At 63.3% G+C, this 18,962-nt stretch carries 17 protein-coding genes; 1 reads left to right on the forward strand and 16 read right to left on the reverse strand.

Translation table 11 applies throughout. The features are described from left to right. Positions 1 to 35 precede the first annotated feature (35 nt). The 16 genes from IE158_RS06225 to hpaE all read right to left on the reverse strand — a co-directional run bounded on the left by IE158_RS06225 (position 36) and on the right by hpaE (position 18,474). Positions 36 to 1,253: a VWA domain-containing protein gene (locus tag IE158_RS06225; RefSeq protein ID WP_189642801.1), complete on the reverse strand. Its 1,218-nt coding sequence runs from the start codon at positions 1,251 to 1,253 to the stop codon at positions 36 to 38. Next, positions 1,250 to 1,759, reverse strand: coding sequence for a hypothetical protein (locus IE158_RS06230; RefSeq protein ID WP_229838947.1), 510 nt, complete (start codon positions 1,757 to 1,759; stop codon positions 1,250 to 1,252). The genes IE158_RS06225 and IE158_RS06230 overlap by 4 nt, the downstream gene beginning before the upstream one ends. Continuing rightward, positions 1,756 to 4,002 carry a DUF5682 family protein gene (locus IE158_RS06235; protein WP_189642802.1) on the reverse strand — a complete coding sequence of 749 codons (2,247 nt, stop codon included), beginning with the start codon at positions 4,000 to 4,002 and terminating at the stop codon, positions 1,756 to 1,758. Before IE158_RS06235 ends, IE158_RS06230 begins: the two co-directional genes overlap by 4 nt. After that, positions 3,999 to 4,808: a hypothetical protein gene (locus IE158_RS06240; protein WP_189642803.1), complete on the reverse strand. Its 810-nt coding sequence runs from the start codon at positions 4,806 to 4,808 to the stop codon at positions 3,999 to 4,001. Before IE158_RS06240 ends, IE158_RS06235 begins: the two co-directional genes overlap by 4 nt. A 34-nt stretch (positions 4,809 to 4,842) precedes the next feature. Continuing rightward, a complete protein-coding gene (locus IE158_RS06245) occupies positions 4,843 to 5,955 on the reverse strand; it encodes an ATP-binding protein (protein ID WP_189642804.1) in 1,113 nt (370 codons plus the stop codon). Then, positions 5,952 to 6,119, reverse strand: a complete 168-nt coding sequence (locus IE158_RS06250) for a hypothetical protein (RefSeq protein ID WP_189642805.1) — start codon at positions 6,117 to 6,119, stop codon at positions 5,952 to 5,954. The genes IE158_RS06245 and IE158_RS06250 overlap by 4 nt, the downstream gene beginning before the upstream one ends. Next, the gene (locus IE158_RS06255; protein WP_189642806.1) at positions 6,116 to 7,432 is read right to left on the reverse strand and encodes a DUF5691 domain-containing protein; all 1,317 of its coding nucleotides are present in this window, start codon (positions 7,430 to 7,432) and stop codon (positions 6,116 to 6,118) included. Before IE158_RS06255 ends, IE158_RS06250 begins: the two co-directional genes overlap by 4 nt. Then, positions 7,429 to 8,712 (reverse strand): SWIM zinc finger family protein, encoded by a 1,284-nt coding sequence (locus IE158_RS06260; protein ID WP_189642807.1) that lies wholly within the window; start codon positions 8,710 to 8,712, stop codon positions 7,429 to 7,431. The genes IE158_RS06255 and IE158_RS06260 overlap by 4 nt, the downstream gene beginning before the upstream one ends. Before the next feature lie 163 nt (positions 8,713 to 8,875). After that, positions 8,876 to 11,638 carry a G8 domain-containing protein gene (locus IE158_RS06265; RefSeq protein ID WP_189642808.1) on the reverse strand — a complete coding sequence of 921 codons (2,763 nt, stop codon included), beginning with the start codon at positions 11,636 to 11,638 and terminating at the stop codon, positions 8,876 to 8,878. Between the two features lie 402 nt (positions 11,639 to 12,040). After that, entirely contained in the window at positions 12,041 to 13,021 is a 981-nt protein-coding gene (gene hpaD, locus IE158_RS06270) for a 3,4-dihydroxyphenylacetate 2,3-dioxygenase (RefSeq protein ID WP_189642809.1), read from the reverse strand. A gap of 166 nt (positions 13,022 to 13,187) precedes the next feature. After that, entirely contained in the window at positions 13,188 to 13,523 is a 336-nt protein-coding gene (locus IE158_RS06275; protein WP_189642810.1) for a hypothetical protein, read from the reverse strand. 164 nt (positions 13,524 to 13,687) lie between these two features. Further along, positions 13,688 to 15,199, reverse strand: coding sequence for a 4-hydroxyphenylacetate 3-monooxygenase, oxygenase component (hpaB, locus tag IE158_RS06280; protein WP_189642811.1), 1,512 nt, complete (start codon positions 15,197 to 15,199; stop codon positions 13,688 to 13,690). Next, a complete protein-coding gene (locus IE158_RS06285; protein ID WP_189642812.1) occupies positions 15,196 to 15,585 on the reverse strand; it encodes a nuclear transport factor 2 family protein in 390 nt (129 codons plus the stop codon). Before IE158_RS06285 ends, hpaB begins: the two co-directional genes overlap by 4 nt. Beyond that, positions 15,582 to 16,397, reverse strand: coding sequence for an NAD-dependent epimerase/dehydratase family protein (locus IE158_RS06290; RefSeq protein WP_189642813.1), 816 nt, complete (start codon positions 16,395 to 16,397; stop codon positions 15,582 to 15,584). Before IE158_RS06290 ends, IE158_RS06285 begins: the two co-directional genes overlap by 4 nt. Further along, positions 16,394 to 16,915: an SMI1/KNR4 family protein gene (locus IE158_RS06295; RefSeq protein ID WP_189642814.1), complete on the reverse strand. Its 522-nt coding sequence runs from the start codon at positions 16,913 to 16,915 to the stop codon at positions 16,394 to 16,396. The genes IE158_RS06290 and IE158_RS06295 overlap by 4 nt, the downstream gene beginning before the upstream one ends. Then, positions 16,912 to 18,474 carry a 5-carboxymethyl-2-hydroxymuconate semialdehyde dehydrogenase gene (hpaE, locus tag IE158_RS06300; RefSeq protein ID WP_189642815.1) on the reverse strand — a complete coding sequence of 521 codons (1,563 nt, stop codon included), beginning with the start codon at positions 18,472 to 18,474 and terminating at the stop codon, positions 16,912 to 16,914. Before hpaE ends, IE158_RS06295 begins: the two co-directional genes overlap by 4 nt. Positions 18,475 to 18,727: 253 nt before the next feature. Between hpaE and IE158_RS06305 the strand changes: the two genes are divergently transcribed. Further along, positions 18,728 to 18,955, forward strand: a complete 228-nt coding sequence (locus tag IE158_RS06305; RefSeq protein ID WP_189642816.1) for a hypothetical protein — start codon at positions 18,728 to 18,730, stop codon at positions 18,953 to 18,955. Positions 18,956 to 18,962 lie beyond the last annotated feature (7 nt).

Below are 18,962 nucleotides of genomic sequence, written 5' to 3' on the forward strand. Positions count from 1 at the left end.
AATCCGGTGCCCGCCGCGCTACCCCCAGGCCCGCTCTACTCACCTGCTTCGCGGGCTGCCACCAGTCCCTGCGCTGACGCCCACGCGGCCACGTCCTGCCCGCTGAGAGCCGCCGCCATCAGCCCTGGGAAATGTTCGGGTGTGCAGGCGAACACGGGAATGTCGTGGGCAGCAATCTGCGCGGCGTACTCGTGGTGATAGCTCGGCGTGCCGTCGTCGTCCAGCGCAGGAAGCACGATAACGCGCACACCCGCTTCCCGGAACTCGGCGAGGCGGCGAATCATCTGCGGGCCGTCCGAGTCGTAGAGGTCGGAAATCAGGATGAACACGTGGTCTTCGGGCGATTTCAGGAAGGTCTTGCAATACTCCAGCGCAGGTGAAGTGTCCGTGCCGCCGCCGAGTTGCACGCCGAACAGCACGTCCACCGGGTCGGACAGCTGCTCGGTGAGGTCGACGACGGACGTGTCGTAGACCACCACATTCGTCTTGAGACTCGGCAAACTCGCCAGCACCGCACCGAAAATACCCGCGTAGACCACGCTGCTCGCCATACTCCCCGACTGGTCGAGGCAGAGCGTGACCGACTTGAGGTGCCGCCGCGCCCGCCCGTAGCCGACCAACTTTTCGGGGATGACGGTTTTGCGCTCGGGGTCGTAGGTCTTCAGGTTTTTCAGCACCGTCTTGCCCCAGTCGATTTCGTTCTGGCGGGGGCGAAGGTTGCGCTGCGAGCGGTTGAGGCTGCCCGTCACAGCGCTGCGCAGGGGTTCGGCCAGCCGTGCCGAGAGGTCGTCCACCACCTTGCGGACGACTTGCCGCGCCACTGCTTTGGCTTCGCTTGGCATCGCGTCCTTGAGGCTGATGAGGGTGGCGGCCATGTTCACGTCAGGCTCCACCGTGTCCAGCAGTTCGGGTTCCAGCAGGAGATGACGCAGATTGAGGCGCTCTACGGCGTCACGTTGCAACACCTGCACGGTGGACTGCGGAAACAGGTCGCGCACCTCGCCCAGCCACGCGGCAACGGTGGGGGCGGATTGGCCCAGGCCCACGCCTTTGCTTTCCTTCTTGGTGGGCTTGTCGCCCTGCACCTTGAAACCCGCGCCGTCGTAGAGGGCGGCTAAAGCGGCGTCCAGGCGGGCATCCTGGGCATTCAGTTCGCAGCCGATGCCGTCGGCGCTCTGGCCGCTGCGGGCAGGGCCACCGAGGAGGAGTCGCCAGCGGCGGAGGCGTTCTTGGGGTTGGGGAGGAACAGTCATTTCACACCGCCAGAAGCCTTTACAAAGGTCTCTAAAAACTTAATTTTTTCAAGGTCTTTGGCATTGTTATTTCCCGCCCTATAACTATCTCTTGAGGAAGCCTCGTAAATCTTCAAAAACTGCTCAGCAGAAGGCAGGTAAAAAAGAGCCGCTGCTTGTCCTCTAATTTGCAATGCTCCAAGCTCAATATCTGCGAACTCTGGCAAGGCATCAATGGTTCCGAACTCTACTGAAAACTCTTTTCTGAATTCGTGTTCGTGCAGGTCTACTAGATCATAACCCAGCCCACCCATAACGCCATAAATCTTTTCCCAGTTGTAGATGCGAGCTTCGTCGGGAGCTTCCCAGCCTCGCGGGTCACCGGGAACATGAATATCTATATCGGAAGGTTTCCAATCCTTATCTGTGACTAGGCTAAGGCCCAACGAACCCAGCAGTGTAGGTACAATCCCTTCTCTATTTAAAGCACCAGCTATCCTCAAAAACTCCTGTAGCATCTCCTTCACTCCCCCACCCCCAGCATCCGCAGCCCAATCGCCACGGCCAGCATCCCCAGTTCTTCATTCACCTCGGCGCTCGCAGTTTCCCGCTCCAGACCACGCAAATCTTCGCCCAAGCGCCGACGCTCCGGCGGGCTGATGCGCGACAGCGAACGCCGCAGCGCGGGCAGCACTTCGCCAAATTGCTCCTCGTCCAGCGCCACCACCCAGTCGTCCAGCAGCCCCAATGCAGCGGAGTCGTGCAGCAGGGTCACGCCGCCTTCGCCCAGAAACCCGTCCAGCCATGCGGCCACGGTGGGCACGTCCTGACCGGGGGCCAGCGCCGCGCCGAGGCGTCCCCGCACGGTGTCATCGTCCAGCAGTGAGCGGTCACGCAGCCGCGCCACCACGTCCCCGCGCAGCAGCGGGGCGGTGCCTTCGGCGTCGAGGGCGTGCAGGGCCAGCACCCATTCCGCCGTCGCTTCGGCGTCGTCGAGCAGCCGCACGGCGCGGTCAGCCTCGGCCACCTGCTTTTGCAAGTCCTGCGCGGCGTCGTCTTTCAGGGCGTGGGCGGCGTTCGGTAGCCCAGCGGCGGCGCGGGCGGTCAGCGTGCGGAAGACGGGGCGCGGGTCGTCTCCCTCGCGGCTGCGCACGTCGCCGTAGCGGGCGAGACGGGCCAGCGGCGGCAGGGCGTCCAGCAGCGCGGGCGTGTCGGCACTCGCGGCGCGTTCGTCCAGTTTTTGGAGGGTGAAACGGGCGGCGTCTGGCAGCCCCGACAGGCGGGTGACTTCGAGCAGCTTGGAGAGTTCCGCGAGGTCGGCGCGGCGGGCACGCGAAATGGCGGCGGTGTTGGCGGCCCGCACCAGCGTGTTGCCGAAGCGACTCGCCTCAATCAGGCGCACGGCGTACTCGGGTTCCCAGCGCAGCGTCCATTCTTCCTTGAAGGTGCCGGTGCCGCTCGCGTAACTTTCTCGCGCCCACGGGATGCCGAGGAGGTTCAGGCGGTGGAACAATTGCGACTTGTTCAGTCCCGCGTCCTCGCGCAGGTCGAGGGAGATTTCGCGAATGGTCGCTTCTTGCTTGAGCCGCAATGTTTTGAGCGTTGCCGCGAGGTCTTGCGCCAGGGGCACGGCGGGCACCTCGGCGGGAACACTGCCCAGCACCTCACCCACAAAAAGCTGCTCGGACAGCAGGCGTAGCGGCGTGTCGCTGTCCCACGCGAAGACGGCCTGCGTCGCGTCGGTGAGTTCGTCCAGCCCCGCGAGGCTGCGCCCGCGCAAGGCAGCCAGAGCGTCCGCCAGACGGGTCGCGTCAATCACCTGTGCGCTCGAAGCGTCCAGCCCCTTTTCGCGCAGCAGCCGCGCCGAACGGGTCAGCCAGCTTTCGGAAACGTGCGCGGTCGTGCGGAAGAGGTGCGCGTACCACCCCGGCGAGGTGATGCCCGCGCCGTAGCCGCTGGCCTGCGTGAGCCGTCCGTGCGTCCAGGGCGTGACGGTGAGGCTGGTTTTGACTTTGGGCAGCCCCTTGAGGCGAACAGGGTCGGCCTTCTTCTCGCGTTCCAGCATTTCGGGCGTCAGCGCGGGGGCGTGCCATGCGCCGCAGACCACCGCCACGTCGCCTCCCGTCTGACCAACACGTTTCAGGGCCGCGCGGATGATTTCGCGCATCTGGGCCTCGCGCAGCAGGTCGCGCTCTGAGGTGTGGCCTTCATCCTCTTCGCGCAATGCGGCCATGACTTCGTTCACTGCGCCAAAAATGCCCTCGCCGCGTGACTCGACCAGCGCGTCCCACCAGCGCTCGAAGTCGCTGTAGCCCGCCGCCTGAGCGAGCAGGGCGAGGGGGTCGGCACGGACGGGGTTGGGGGCTGCTTCGGCGTCGGTGGCTGGCGGCTCGGCGGGAGCCTGACCCTCTACCTCTGGGAGAGGGCCTTGCGAAGCAAGGGGTGAGGGTTCCTGCGCCAGCGTCACCGCAGCGGGCAAATCCATAAACCCCACGGGCACGCCCCGTTCCAGCGCCCAGCGAATCGCCACCCATTCGGGCGAGAACCCGGCCAGCGGGTAGAACACGGACTGTTCGGGAGACAGGTGCACATGCGCCAGCACCGCGACGGGCGGCACGGTGCCTTGGTGCGCCAGAAAGGGAATCAGAGGGTCGGCATCGGGCGGGCCTTCGACGAGCAACGTGGCAGGGGCCAAGGCTTCGAGCGCGGTCAGCACGCTGCGGGCGCTGCCGGGGCCGTGGTGACGGATGGGGAGGAGATGGAGGGTCATTCCCAGTCCTCCAACTCGTCCAAGTATTCCAGCAAATGCTCGTCGCCTGTCACTTCAGCTTGTTTCCCGAAAGCTGTCGCAAAAGCCTGAGCTTGCCCAAGGGCTTTGCCAGCCTTCGCTATCTCATCAAAAATGTTGTCTGGGTCGAGGAAAAGAGCCTCACCACGTTCCTCGATTTCTTCGTCGGCAAGGGCGGAGAGGATGACTTCCGTAACCTCGGGCGGCGCGTCTTTTCCCAAGTGATGAGCCAGCGCCAACGCCGCTGAGAGCGATAGGAGGGGCGCATCTTCCCGCTCAAGTTGCGCCATAGCGAAGGCTTCGGCCTCCGAACTCAGCGGAGCCGCACATCCCAGAAAGTAGAGCAGGGCGGCCTGCAAATCTGGGTCAGGCTGGGCTAGAAGGGCGGCCTGCATGGCCTCAAGTGCGGCGGCGTCCTTCTTTTCCAGAATCAGGTCACGGCAAAGGCGGGCCGCCGAAGTAATGACTTCAGGCTGCTGACTGTGCAGATAAGGCAAGTAGACGGGCAAGCCTTTGAGGAGCGCCGCCAGTACAGCTTCCTGCGCGTCTCCATCGCCACCACCCATAACCGAAAGCAAACTGAGAATGTCCAGTCCACTTTGGCCCTTCTCCAAAATCCCAATCAGAAATGGAATCGCGTGCGGCGTGGCGCTGTAGGTCGTCCACTGATGCCAGAGGTTGCCGAAAGCGTCGGTATAGGCTTCCTCGTCGCCTGCGGCAATGGCCTCAAGTTGCGCGGGCACGTCCTCGGCGCTGCCGTAAGCGTGCTCCAAATTGGCCCAATCCACCTTTCCCAGTTCGGAAAGTGGGCGGCCTATCACCTCAACTCACCTCCCGGCACGCCAGATAAAACTCTTTCCACCCCTCGCGCTTTTTAATCGCCGTTTCCAGATACTCGTTCCAAACTTGCTGGTCTTGCACGGGGTCTTTGACCACCGCCCCGACAAGGCTGGCGGCGATGTCGCGGCTGGTCAGTTCGCCGTCGCCAAAGTGCGCGGCCAGTGTCAGGCCGCCCACCGCCACGCTGATGGCCTCGGCCACGCTGAGGCTGCCGCTGGGGGACTTCAGCTTGGTCTTGCCGTCCTCGGTGACGCCGGAGCGCAACTCCCGGAAGACTGTGACCACGCGGCGCAGTTCGTCCAGCGCGGGCGGGACTTCGGGGAGGCCGAGGCTGCGGCCCAGCGCGTCCACGCGGCGGATGACGATGCTCAGTTCGTCTTCGAGGCTGTCGGGCACAGGCAGCACGACGGTATTGAAGCGGCGTTTCAGCGCACTGGACAACTCATTCACGCCCTTGTCGCGGTTGTTGGCGGTGGCAATCAGGTTGAAGCCGCGCACCGCCTGCACCTCGGTGTTCAGTTCGGGGACGGGCAAAGTCTTTTCGGACAGCACCGTAATCAGCGTGTCCTGCACGTCGCTCTGCACGCGGGTCAGTTCCTCCAGGCGGGCGATTTTTCCCTCGCGCATGGCGTGCATCACGGGGCTTTCGACCAGCGCGGCTTCACTCGGCCCCTCGGCCAGCAGGCGGGCGTAGTTCCAGCCGTAGCGGATGGCCTGCTCGTCGGTGCCCGCCGTGCCCTGCACCAGCAGCGTGGAGTCGCCCGAAATGGCCGCCGCCAGATGCTCACTGACCCAGCTTTTGGCCGTCCCCGGCACGCCGATGAGCAGCAGGGCGCGGTCAGTCGCCAGCGTCGCCACCGCGATTTCCATCAAGCGGCGCTCGCCCACGTACTTGGGCGTGATTTCGGTGTCGCCTGCCATGCCGCCCAGCAGGTAGGTCAGCACGGCGCGGGGCGAGAGGTTCCACCTGGGCGGACGGGGATGACTGTCAGCCTCGGCAAGCGCGGCAAGTTCGTGCGCGTACTGCTGCTCGGCGTGCTGGCGCAGGACTTCAGGTTGGGTGGCGTCGGTGGTCTGGACGGTTTTCTGGGTCATGAAGTCTCTCCTTCTGTCGAAAGTTGCGCGAGAATTTGAGGGCGGACGGATGCATCAATTTTGTTGGCGTTTTGGAGTAGGGCTTGGCGGAGGTTAGGGTTCGGATGTCTAGCAAAGGCCAAAGCCGCGCGGGCTTCGCGCTTGAGGGCGGCGAGGTCGGTCATATCACTTCCTCCAGCGCCCGCGCCCACTCACGCCGCAGGCGCAAAACTTCCATGAGCGAGCGCCACGCAGCCTCAGCTTCGGCCTGACGTTCGTGGTGGACTGCGGGCTGACGTTCCTCCCAGAGTGCAAGTTGCCGCGCAGAGAGGCTGGCAGGTCGGGCGGGCATGACAAAGGGCAACGGCTGGGGGACGGCGATGTCGGCGGTAGGGTCAAGTTGCCGGGCCAAGCGACCAAAGGTGGCCGGGTCGCGTTGGCCCCGTTGCTGGATAGACGCAAGCCACTCCGCCGCATCTGCTGCGGTCACGGGGGCCTGCGCTTCGGCGCTGCGCTCAGGTCGTTCGCGCTCACGCTGCGCCCTGAGTTGCTGCCCCAAAGACCTGGATTTTTTCTCTGCGGCCTGCACGAGCTGCTCGCCACGCACATCCAGCGCTCCAAGCAGCACTGAAAAAGGCAAGGCTCCCAGCAGCCGGTGAAGGTCGGAATCATCTACAGCGCCCACGTTGGGCGTGCCGAGTGCCTCAGGCAACTGGAAGGGCCTGAATTTGAGTTGGTCGCCTTTGGTCGTCACCACCTGCGGCACCAGCGCCAGCAGTTCATCTTGCAGCGGCCCCGGCAAGTGGCCCTGTAGCATCCGCACCCGCCGCTGCACCTCCGCCGAGCGGTCTGTCTCAGCGTGCTGCAAGAGCGGCAGGTCGTCGGCCAATAGCCCCTTTTCAAGCAGGTCCAGTAGGTCGCGCCGCCCATTGGCATCCGCGGCCTGCCACAGTTCCAGGGTCTGGGCCGCGCCCGCGCTGGGGTCAGCGGTGCGCACCGCTTGCAGTTCGTGAAGGCGGGCTTGCCACTGCGCCTGCGCGTCGGCCTTTTGCCACTCCACCTGCAGAGGATGTCCGTCCAGCACCGCTTGGCCGCGTTCATCCAGCAGCGGCCACAGCTCCTGAAGGTTCCTGACGCCACTGTTTTTGAGGCTCAGCAGCTGTGCGGCACTCAGCGTCCAGCGCCCCAACTCAAGGTCGTCCAGCACCGCCGATCTGAGCGGCGTGCCCAGCAGAGCAGGTAGCAAGGCCCACAGCTGAGGCGGCAGTGGACAGGCAGGCGGCGGCAGCTGGACTGGCGGGAGGACTGTGGCGGCGTCCAGCACCAGACCGGCGCGGGCGTGCAGTCCACTCAGGGCGGCGCGGGCAAGCAGCGTGGCCTCGGGAGAAGCGGTCTGAATGCGGCCCAGTGCCTCACCAAGCGGGGACGGGGGCAGCGCCGGGAGCGGGGAGCGGGCGGTTCCGCGCAGAGCTGCAGCAGCCAACGACTTCAGGGTCACGGGCGGGCCTCACTGGCTGGGGAGAGGCTGAGTGGATAAAACGTCTCGCCATTCCACTCGCCAAACACATAGGCGAGTTCGGTATTGGCCTGAGCTTTCAGATACCACAGATAACTGCCCCGTATCTCGTCTGCCAGCGGGAGGGCGCTGCCCTCAGGGCTACACAGTTGCCCCGGCGCAAAGTACACCGGCCCCAGCAGAACCCCGGTGCGCTCCAGCCAGGGATTGAGCGCCAGGGCCGCTGCCCAGTGGGCAGGCAGATCAGCGAGCGACAGGGCGAGGTGAGCCGGTAGGGGCATAGGCCCCAGTTGCTCCACCAGATCGAACACCGCCCGCTGAGCAAAAGCCGCAGGCGCATAAGCCAGCGCCCCACGCAACTGGTGAAGGGGCAAGAACTCCTGGCCCTGCGCCGCCGCTTTGGTAAAAAAGTCCAGCAGCAGGGCCACTTCACCGGCACGGCCCAGCAACCAGGTGCGGCGCACAGACAGGCGGCCCTCTTCTTCCATAACACTGCCCACACACAGCCATTCTTCGCCTTCTGCGGGCTGGCAAGCGGCTCTGTCCAGAGGCACCCCCAGCACTGCCAGCAAGTCAGCGCGTTCGCCTTTGCTGAGAGCCTCGCGGCCCTGCCACGCCTGGGTCAGCAGGTACAGACGGCCCAGGTGCGCCGTCAGGGCCTCGCCGCTGTCCTCATGCAGCAGCCCGGGAATCTGGCGAATCAGCCGCGCCACGCCCGGAAGCTGCGCGTCCACCAGGCGGGCGGCTTGGGCGTCCCACTCGCTATAAGGGCGTCCACGGGCCGCCAACAGGCCCTCGCGGACCAGGTCGGTGAGCCACAGTTCCAGCGCTTCCAGGCCCGCCCCCATCTTTTTTTCGCGCTTGGCCCACGTTTTGGCATGTTGCGCGGCGTCGGCCTCCTTCGGCTCGGTTTTCGGCTTCTCGGCGCGGGCCTGGCGACCTTCCAGCCACTTGCTCAGCTCCTCGGGCACGGCGAGGGCTTTCCAGTCACCGGCCTCCGAAGCGTGCAGCAGCAGCAGAGCCAGCGCGTGCTTGCAGGGAAACTTGCGGCTGGGGCAGCTGCACTTGGTGGCCAGCTCAGAGGTCCGCAGGTCGGCAGCGACCAGATAGGGGTGCGCTCCGCTGCCCTGGGCCTCGCCCCAAAGCACGCCGCCCACTTGCGACAAGGTGGGCCACTTGCCGGGCGTGGCCAGTTTCTGGGCCGCCTTCAGACTGGCCGAATCAGGGGCCAGAGCAGCGGCGGCTTCGGGAGTAATAGACATAGGTCGGCTTCCTTTTTATGTTATATACATAATCGTAGCATATTCACTTTTGGTATGGAAGCCCCCCAACTGACTGAGCGAGCAGGGTGAAGTATGCCCCCTGAAACACAACAAAAAATGGTGTGGACGTTTCCATCCACACCAGGCCCCAGGTTGCTCTCTCCTACTCACAGAGCGCTGCAGCGCAGACATTCACAGTGGCGTAGGCCTGATTGGGCCTAACCACCAGCCGCAGGTGGAGGGTGCCATTTTCCAGGGCGTAGCTGTCCCCGGTGGTACGCGGCAGCTCCGAAAGCGGCACTTGCTTGAGGCGGTTGCGCTCGTCAATCCACCAGTCGCGGTACAGGGCGGGCTTGGCTGCGCGGGAGTACGGCAACTGGATATTGAGCACGTCGCCAGGTTGGCGCGCCGTAAAACTCACCCGCAGGTCTCTGGGCAGGGCGGCGGCTGACAGGGCATAGGTCTTGCCAATCTCTACGCTGGTATAGAAAGCGGTGAAGTCTTCCGGCGTGCCCGTCAGCGCGACTGCGGGGCCGCCCGACTGCCGGATAGTGAGCGGAGCTATCTGCATGCCGTCCACTGCCTCGATATAGAGCCGGGTGTATTGGCCCTGGCAGATGCTGGCGTTCCAATCACCGCGCACAGTGCAGCCGGGTTGGCCGCGCAGCAGCGGACTGACCGTCACCGATTGGCCTGCTTTGCCGGTCACACTGCCGTCCGCGTCAAGGAAGGTGGCGGCCAGGTCACCGTCGCGCTGCGGCTGAGCCGGGGGGAAGTACACGCGCTGACTGTCATCCAGCCAGGTCAGGCGCTGCGCCCTGTTGGTGGGAGCTAGGGCAAAGGCGTTGTCCAGCAGATAGCCCAGGCCGCTGGCTTTGCGCATGCTGTTGGGCCTGTAGCCCGCAAAAGCCGTGTCCTGCACAAACACTTCGCCGTCATAGAACTGAAATCCGCGAATGGGAAAATCGGCAGTCCAGGGCAGCGGCAAGCTGCGGCCACCCTCGCCACTGGGTTCCCAGGATTCAGGCTGTCCCACATTGCTTGTTTCGCCGATCAGCAGGCTGCGCTGAAGGCCAGCGTTGTGAGAAGCAAAGGTGACACCAATCGCGTTGTCCGCCAGGATGGCGCCGCTCAGTGTCAGATTCTCGCCCCGGAACCAAGCGCCGTGCTCACGATTCTTGTAGGCCACGAAATCGGTGAAATCCGCTGGCACCGCTGCAGATTCCGGGTCGGCGGGGTTGCTGCGCGGGTTGTAGTGAACCACCTCGGTGGTACTACCGTCGCTGGTGGGGCCATCGTCCACATTCAGCCCCCGGTGGCCGCTGTGGGCGACATTGCCGCTGAATTCACCCAGTGGAGTGCGGCGCGGCCAGATGCTGGCTCCGCCGCTGGCCCCCAGGCCGGTGGGATGTTCCGGGAACGCGTACCAGAAGCCCGTGCCGTCCACGCCCGCCGCGACGTTGTTGGTCACCGTATTGTCCGGGTTGGTGATCCAGTAGCCAGTGGGCGTCCTGTCGCTTTCCAGAAGCGGCTCTTCCCCAAGCTCTAGAGAGGGGCGGCGCACCAGCGTGACCAGGTTGCCGCTCAGGGTGTTGCCCGTTTCGTTGCCGTCTTCGAGAAAAATGCAGTGACCTACACTATTGGAAGTCACATTGTCCTGCACGCGTAGGTTGGAGGTGCCGTGGACCGTCACGCAGCGGTTGAACGAGTCGTGAACGCTGTTGTTGCGGAAATAGGAGTGCTCCGCGCTGCCCAGCAGGTGAAAGTGAACCGGATAGCGCCGCAGGGCATTGCGCTGGCCGCCGCGCATGAACTCTACGCCCTCAATGCGGGCCTGACTCTGGCCCATCAGCATCAGGTGCGAGCCCAGACCCGTCGCGCTGGCATCTTCGCTGGCCCCGATGCGGATGTGGTGTGACAGCAGGCCAACCTCGGCGCGTTCGTGCAGGGTTTTGCCTGCGTAGCTCACATTCTGCCCCCAGTGCATGTATTTCAGGGGCTCGGCCAGGGTCACCTGCGTGCCGCTGACCTGCGTCACCACGGCGCGCTCGGTCTGCTGATAGTTGAAATCGGTGCTGGCAAGGGTCAACACGTCACCGGGCTGCCAGTCGGGGGCGGTTTCCAGAGACAAAACGGTGCTGCCCGCCTGAGCCGTTGCAGCCAGGCGGGTCCAGGGCAGGCGCTTTTCGCCGTGCAGTTCTAGAACACCGTCCATCACGCCTATAGCCCGGTCACCCATGCCCATGACATTCTCACCGGGGACGGTATTGGTCAGCACGATCTCGGCCTGCTGGGCAAACGGCTGCTCTTCGGTGCCGATCTGGAGCTTGCCGTGAATCATCAGCCACTCGGTCTCCAACCGCAGGTCTTTGCGGGCAAATTCCAGGGTGCTGCCCGCCGGAATGGTGAGGCCAGCCAGGGCGGGGGGCGAGACATCCAGAATGATGTGCTTGCCCGCTGGTAGCGTGACGGCCTCGCCTACGCGGGGCACTTTGCCGTTCCAGGTGGCGGGGTCGCTCCAGTTCGCGGCGCTCTGGGTGCCTTGGCCCGACTGCGTGACCGCAGTGAACGTTCCACTCACGCCACCGATGGTGACGGTGGCACTCGCCACCGCTGCCGGTGCCGCCGCCGTACGGACCCGCACCGCCACACTTTGCCCGTTGCGTACGGTGGTGCCCGTGCTGACCTGGCCGTCTAGTAGCAGGGTGCCCCCAGCCACGGCAATGGGCGCGGGAGCGTTGATACCGCTGATCTTGACAGCATTGCTGGTGACTTCGCTGTTCGGTGGACTCCCCTGCACCGCTGTAAAGGTGAATGGGTCGGGCGCAGTATCGGCAGTATTGGGGGCAGGCGTAGAAGGTGAGCCGCAGCCACTCAGTGCCGTGAGCAGCACCAGGGACCAGGGAAGCAGTTGACGTAGGGCCATGAAGCTCAGATTAACAAAGCCCCTCTACACTTAGAAAAGAACTTCAAAATTTGGAACTCATTTGGAACTAATCTGATTCGCTGCGTGGTGTGGGGCAGACCGAAGTCGGTCCTGGGCCAGAAAAGCGCCCCCCAGGGCAGAACCTGGCCCAATATCTGCCACCATGTCTGCCAGATGGCACATGAGAGCCACAAAAAGATGTCCCTTGATATCATCAGGCAGAACACGTGAAAAATAGTGGCCAGGACGGAGATAGAAGAGCTACCAGCCCTTTCCTGAGAGAGAGGTTGTTCCGGCGCAAACCCCGAGAGGGTTAAGTGGTGGAGCGGGGGCCAAGGGAAGGGGCAAAACAGATGTCTGGCGCTTAATCCGCCACCTTCCGTGCAGCACACCGAAAGCCGTTCAAATCACGTGCACCGGAATCCCGGTCAGCGGGCCTTCCTTAGCCTCTTGAATGCCACCGCCGAAAGCTTCCATCGGGCTGGCTTCCTCAAACCAACTGCGCGGCGTTTTTGCGCCCCAGAGCGTCTGACGGCGGGGGTCGTCGCGCAGCCACCGAATCGGCTCGAAGTCGGGGTCAACCGTGATGTAATCGGACGTATACAGCTCAATGCGGTGCCCGTCCGGGTCGCGGATGTACAGGAAAAAGGCGTTGGACACGCCGTGACGCCCCGGCCCGCGCTCGATGCGTTCGGGCATCCGTGCCCCGGCCAGGATGTCGCAGGTCTTGATGATGCTCATGGCGTCGGGCATCCAGTAGGCCCAGTGGTGCAGGCAGGGGCCAGCGCCGTTGGTGAGCGCAAAGTCGTGCACACCGCCGCGCCGCTGAATCCAGGCGGCCCAGTACCCGCCTTGCTCGTCCACCGTGTACTCGCTGACGCGGAAGCCGAGTTCGGCGCAGTACCAGTCGAGCGTGGCCTTCACGTCGGGCACGCGCACGTTGCAGTGGTCCACGCGCTGCAAACCCGGCCCCCGGTGCTGGTGGTACTCCTGCAAGAGCCAGGGGTGCGTTTTCACGTCGTGGTAGAAGACCACCGGAATGCCGAAGGGGTCTTGCATTCGCAGCATTCTGGGGCGGTCAAGTTCCTCCTCCCAGCGGTGCGGCAGCTTCTGCTCGTCGGCCAGCCCCACGAGGGCGTCCAGCGCGGCTTCGTCGCGCACGCGGTAGCCGAGGTGACGCACGCGGGGCGTTTCGCCTTCACCGCACTGCTCCAGCTTGAGCGTCCACTCGCGGTCTTCCACGCCGCGCAGGTACAGGGCGTTATTTTCCTCGTGCAGCACGTTCATGCCGAGCAGGTCAACATAGAACTCGCGGCTGGCGTTCAGGTCTGAGACGGTAAATATCGCCTGGGCGATGCGGATGATGTCGGGTTTGTGGGTCATGTTTGATTTCTCCTAATCCGGCGATTGGTAGAAAGCGGGTGGCATATGGTGCCCAAAGGCGATAGTACGGTTGCGAAGACCAATTGGCTTCGAGAAGGCTTACAAAGCAAATCATTTACTTATAGAGATTTCTTAAAGAAAAATCGGCTAAGCGGCAACAGGAGGCTTAGATTTCACGTAGTGATATACGTTCCAAACCAACTGCTTTTACTTTCAGCTCAAAATAGGCAATATCAGTAATGCGGTTCACGTACACCAGAGTCTGGAATTGAGGGTATTCAGGCTCTTCCAAACCCCCAAATTGTGGATCAGAGTTGCTGCGAATTTTGATCTCATAAGCAACACTCTTACCTGATAAATCAACATTCGCCTTAAGATATACGCCAATATAACTACTATCACGCTCTTGAAATTCACAGTCCAATGCTTTATGCAACTTCTCACCAATGGAAAGTATTCTCGGTTCTCCTGATCCGTATATGGCATACCAATGTTTCTTCATTTAAATCCCTCAAAGATATTCAAAATATCCCAGCAGCTTGGAGTCTCCCCGCATTGCAACAAATCAACGAAGCTCTATACCAGTCGGCACATCACTGTCTTCAGTCACTTCCTGAAATTCCGGATAACCTCCACAGCCGAAGCTGAGCCTTCTGTTCCTAGCTTTCAGCCCCTCTTCAAGAATTCCTGAATCCGCCCCACCGCCTCGCTGCTGTCGTACACCTCGTACAGCGCCGAGTGCATCCGCACGGGATCACCGAAGAAGAAGCGCTCGTACAGTTCCTGGCGGCCCGCAAAGCTGCTCATGGACATGTCCCAGGCGAGGCGGAAGAGCTTGAGGCGGTCTTCGGCACTGGCGTTGCCCGTTTGTAGGTACTTGGCGATTTGTGGCCCCAGTGGGCCTTCGCGGTCGGCCTTGCTGGGCATCATGATGATTCCCGAGGCACCCAGCAGTTGCAAAAGCTCGGGCAGGCGGGCGTGGTTGGCGGGGTAGTAGTTGCGGGCAGCGTCGAGCGGGGCGCGGGCGGGCGTCATCACGCCGTATTCGTTGACCTGGGCCTGCTCACGGGCGGCGACTTCCAGCGCCTTCATGATTTCCAGCATGATGATGATTTCGGCGACCTTGCTCTGCACGTGCTGAAACTGCCCGCTGCCAATCGCGTTGACGATGCTCTGCGCGGTGCCCAGAAACGCTTCGGTCTTGGCAATCTTGAGGTTGACCACCTGATAGGCCATGTGCAGCACGGCGTCGGTGCCCGCGTAGGCTTTGTTGGCGAGTTCCACGTCGTACAGCAGGAACACGCGCTCCCAAGGCACCAGCACGTCGTCAAAAATCACGAAGGCGTCCTGCTCGTCAAAGCGGCTGCTGAGCGGATGGTCTTCGCGGTCACGGCCCACGTCAATCGGCTCGCGGCACTGGAAGCTGAGGCCGGGGGTGTTGGTGGGGATGCCGAAGCCCATCGCGTAGCGGCTCTTGTCGGCGTTTTCCTTCAGCACGGTGGAGGGGAAAATCAGGATTTCGTCGGCAATCGGCAGGGTCGCCATCATGCGGGCGCCGCGCACGATCACGCCTTCTTCCGTTTCCTCCACGATGCCCAGCGCGATGTACGGGTCGGGCAGCTCGGAGGCCAGCTTGGCGCGGTTGACCTGCGGGTTGGTCAGCGCGTGCGTCAGGCACAGGTCGTTGTCGCGGATGAACTCATAGTATTTCCGCATGTTGGCAGCAAAATCGCGCTTGGGGTCGCCCGGAATCGCCGCACTGCATTGGTTGAAGTATTCGGCCCCCGCGCCCGCCGCCATCACGTTGGCGTTCATGTAGTCAGGCGCGCGGCCCAGAAAGCCCAGCCCGTAATTGGCGCGGATGCGGTGCGACTCGGCAATCAGCCGCAGGTCGTCCTTCGTGCGCGGCACCATGAACGAGCGGGCGTAGCGTTTGCCGCCTTCCTCATAGGTCAGCGTGTCCTTGTACTCCTCGGCAAATTGCAGGTCGTATAGGCCCGCCAGCGACCTGCACATGTTTTTGGTGGCCGGGTGCGTGGTCGGGTCGGTGATTTCTTGCCCGTCCACATAGAGGCGCGGCGGGTTCTGGCGCAGGCGGTCAAGGAACTGTGCGCCCGTGACGGCTCCGGTGCCATTCGTGTGCATGGGGGGGATGGATTTGGCGTGGTGGGTGGTCATGGTGCCTCCTTGGGGAGAGAAGCGCGCGTAATTTCCGGCCAATCCGCACGGAAGGCGGGCGGATCATAGGGATCAGGCCAGTAGTCGGTGATGTGGAAGATGACGCCACCGGGATGTTCCAACCAGACAACCGCCCTCTGGGTGTCGCCAGCGTCGGTAAAATCCATTTCCAGCGCTGTCTGCCCTGCGTCACCTACCGAACGAACAAGTTCAAGCGACCAATCTCCAGGGAATCTCCGATTAAAACTGACCACGTTGGCCCGCCCCGACACCCGCTCACCAGTCTGGGCGACCACGTATTCCACATCCTCTGAGAGCAGCGCTGCAAGCCCTTCCCAGTCCCGTCGGTCAAGGGCAGTGACATATTTCTGTGCCGTTTCACTCATTTCCTCGCCCTCCCCACATACGCCGAATTCACAAAAACCCCACCCTGCCGCTGCTCGGTGATGTCGTTCTCGTCACCGTGAAGGTGTTCCACCTCGGCAGCGAAGCTTTCGGCGTCGTCCTGCGGCGCATAGCCCAGCACATCCCAGCCTTCGGAACTCATCCAGCGGCGGGTGTTGCCACTGATGCCCGCCACGACCAGAAAGCCCACGTCCGGCGTGGTCACAGCGCGGGCGAACAGTTGCGAGGCGTCACGCGGGGAAAGCCAGGTGGAGAGGTGGCGGCGGTCTTTCGGGCGCGGCTGAAACGAACAAATCCGCACACCCACGAACTCCAGGCCGTAGCGCTCCCAGTACATCCGGCCCAGCGCCTCGCCAAGCACTTTGCTGACACCGTAGTAGGTGTCGGGGCGTACAGGCACGGTGGGCGAGATGGTCTCGGAGCGCGGGTAAAAGCCCACGGTATGAATGCTGGACGCGAATGCTATACGCTTCACCCCCGCCTGCCGCGCCGCTTCCAGCACGTGGTAAGTGCCGTCCATGTTCACTTTGCTGATGTTGGCGTAAGTGTCCTCATCGGCAATGCCGCCCAGGTGAATCACCGCGTCTACGCCCTGCATGACGTTCAAAACGGCGTCAAAGTCAGTCAGATCGGCGGGCATGGGTTCCTCGCCGGGCTGTGCCTCGCCCAGGTCACGGTTGTCCGTCAGGCGGATGACGGGAAATTGCCCTTGCAGATGCTCACGCAGGAGCGAGCGCAGTGCGGAGCCGACTTCGCCTGCTGCGCCGGTGATGAGAAGGCGTTGGGGGGTCATTCTTCGTCCCCTTCCGAAAACTGCCCAAGCATTGCTTCCAGATAGGCGGCCAGCGATGGATATTCCGGCCCGCTGGGGCCGACTTCGTGGTCCATGTCAATCACTTGCCCCACGGTTCCCTGCGGCCCCGGATTCAGGTCAATCACCGCGCCGTTGCCGCCGCCGTCGGCATCCAGCGGAATCCAGGCGGGGTTCCACCAACCGGGCTGCAACGCTTCCGAGCCTTCGTTGTGGTCGGCGTTGTCATCGAACGTGCCGTCCTGAAGCAAATCCATCCAGACTTTGCGTTCATCGACCATACGCTCCAGCGAGAGCAGTTCGCCGGTGGGCCAACCGCCGTCCGCGCTGCCGTCGTGTCGCAGCAACGATTCGCGCAGCTCGGGCGGAAAGGTCAGTCCCATATCCTTTTCGGCCTGGGCAATGGCCTCGGGCGACGCACCCGGCTTCAAGGTTTCGGTCTGCCCCTGCGCCTCGTACCACACCTCGATGCGCTCCCAGACAGCAGAAATCTCGCTCATTCTCCCGCCTCCTTCTGGCCCACCGCCGGAGCCTGCCCCACGCCCAGCCGCGCCGTCTTGTGCGTGCCCAGCGAAATGGCGATGTTCTTGGTTTCCATGTAGAACTCGAAACTGTAATCGCCGCCGTCGCGCCCGATGCCGCTGTTTTTCACGCCGCCAAAAGGGGTGGGCAGGTGCCGCACGTTTTCACTGTTGACCCAAATCATGCCCGCTTCCAGCCCGTGCGCGAAACGGTGGGCGCGGGTCACGTCGTTCGTCCACAGGTAGCCCGCCAGCCCGTACTTCACATCGTTGGCGAGGGCCAGCGCGTCGGCTTCGTCGGCAAAGGGAATGGCGGTCAGCACCGGGCCGAAGATTTCTTCCTGGGCAATCCGCATGTCGTTGCGCGCCCCGGTAAACAGTGTGGGACGCACGAAATTGCCGCTGTCGCCCACGCGCACGCCGCCCTCGGCAATCGTCGCGCCTTCTTCCTTCGCCTTGTCGAAGTAGGACATCACCTTGTCGAAGTGGCGCGGGTGAGCCAGCGGCCCGATTTCGGTGTCGGGGTCGAGGGGATCGCCCACGCGGATCTTCGCGGCGCGTTCGGCAATGCGGCGGGTGAACTCGTCGTAGATGCCTTCCTGAATCAGCACGCGGCTGGAGCTGGTGCAGCGCTCCCCGTTGAGGCTGTAAATCATGAAGACGACGGCATCCAGCGCTTTGTCAAGGTCGGCATCGTCGAACACCACGACAGGATTTTTGCCGCCCAGCTCAAAATGCACGCGCTTGAGGGTGTCCGCCCCCTGCCGCATGATGTGGCTGCCGGTGGTGGTTTCTCCCACGAAGGCGATGGCCTTGATGAGCGGGTGCTCGGTCAGCGCCTTGCCCGCGCTTTCGCCGAAGCCGTGCACGAGGTTATGCACCCCTTTCGGCAGCCCCGCCTCGTCCATGATTTCGGCCAGCAGCGTGGCGCTCACGGGCGACCACTCGGCGGGCTTGTGGACGACGGTGCAGCCTGCGGCCAGAGCGGGCGCGATCTTCCAGGTGGACAGCATGAATGGCGTGTTCCAGGGCGTAATCACCCCGACCGGGCCGATGGGCTGGCGCATGGAGTAGTTGATGAAGCCGGGCGCGGGCAGGCTCTGGCCGTCCTGCGCAGCGGGGGCGCGGTCGGCGTAGAAGCGGAAGTTCTCGGCCCCGCGTGCCGCCGCCGACTTCATGAAGCGGATGGCCTGCCCCGTGTCGGTGCTTTCCAGCACGGCGATTTCCTGGCTGCGTTTCTCAATCAGGTCGGCCACCCGGTGCAGAATCTTGCGGCGCTCGGCCCCGCTCACTTCGCGCCAAGTTTGGAAAGCATCGTGGGCAGCCCGCGCGGCCCGGTCGATGTCTTGTGCGTCGCCCTCGGCCACTTTCGCCAAAAATGCGTTGTCTACCGGCGAGTGCGTGTCGAAGGTCTTGCCCGCCTGCCCGTCCACCCACTGCCCGCCGATGAAGTGCTTGAGGCCGTTGTTCAGGCGGCTGTCTCTGAGTTGCTGGACGAGATCATGGTTGGCTGCCGCAGCAGCATTGGCCTGGGTCATAAAGTCTCCTACAGGTCGGCCCGCACCTGCGTCACGCTGGAGCGCGGCACGGTGGAGGCCCGAATGTTGATGTCGTGTACACGTTATTTTACGGCATCTCTAGCGGCGCTGAGATGCAGCCAAGAGGACGCAGCGCTCAGCGCAGCCGCTGGCCTCCGGGAGAAGCGAGACACTGCGTAAGGAGGCGTCGCGTACAAGCAAATCAGATGATTTGGCCTTTGCCTGGACCATTTCCCCGCTGTAGGCTCGGCCCATGCCAGAGGATGCACGTGGAGAGCTGCAGGATGGACATTTCGACTACCGCCAACAGAAAAACGGCTGTGTGGTCGTGACGTGGTACGGGAAGCCTGTGACCACCCTGGCAGGCCAGGAGGCCCAGCGGTTTCTGACAAAAATAGAAGGCCTGGACACGCACGCCGCTCAATTGGTGATGGCGCGGGTCACGGGCAATTTCAAGCGCGGCAATGAGAAGGGGCGCTGACCTCCCA

This window comes from Deinococcus piscis, assembly GCF_014653275.1.
Taxonomy (GTDB): domain Bacteria; phylum Deinococcota; class Deinococci; order Deinococcales; family Deinococcaceae; genus Deinococcus; species Deinococcus piscis.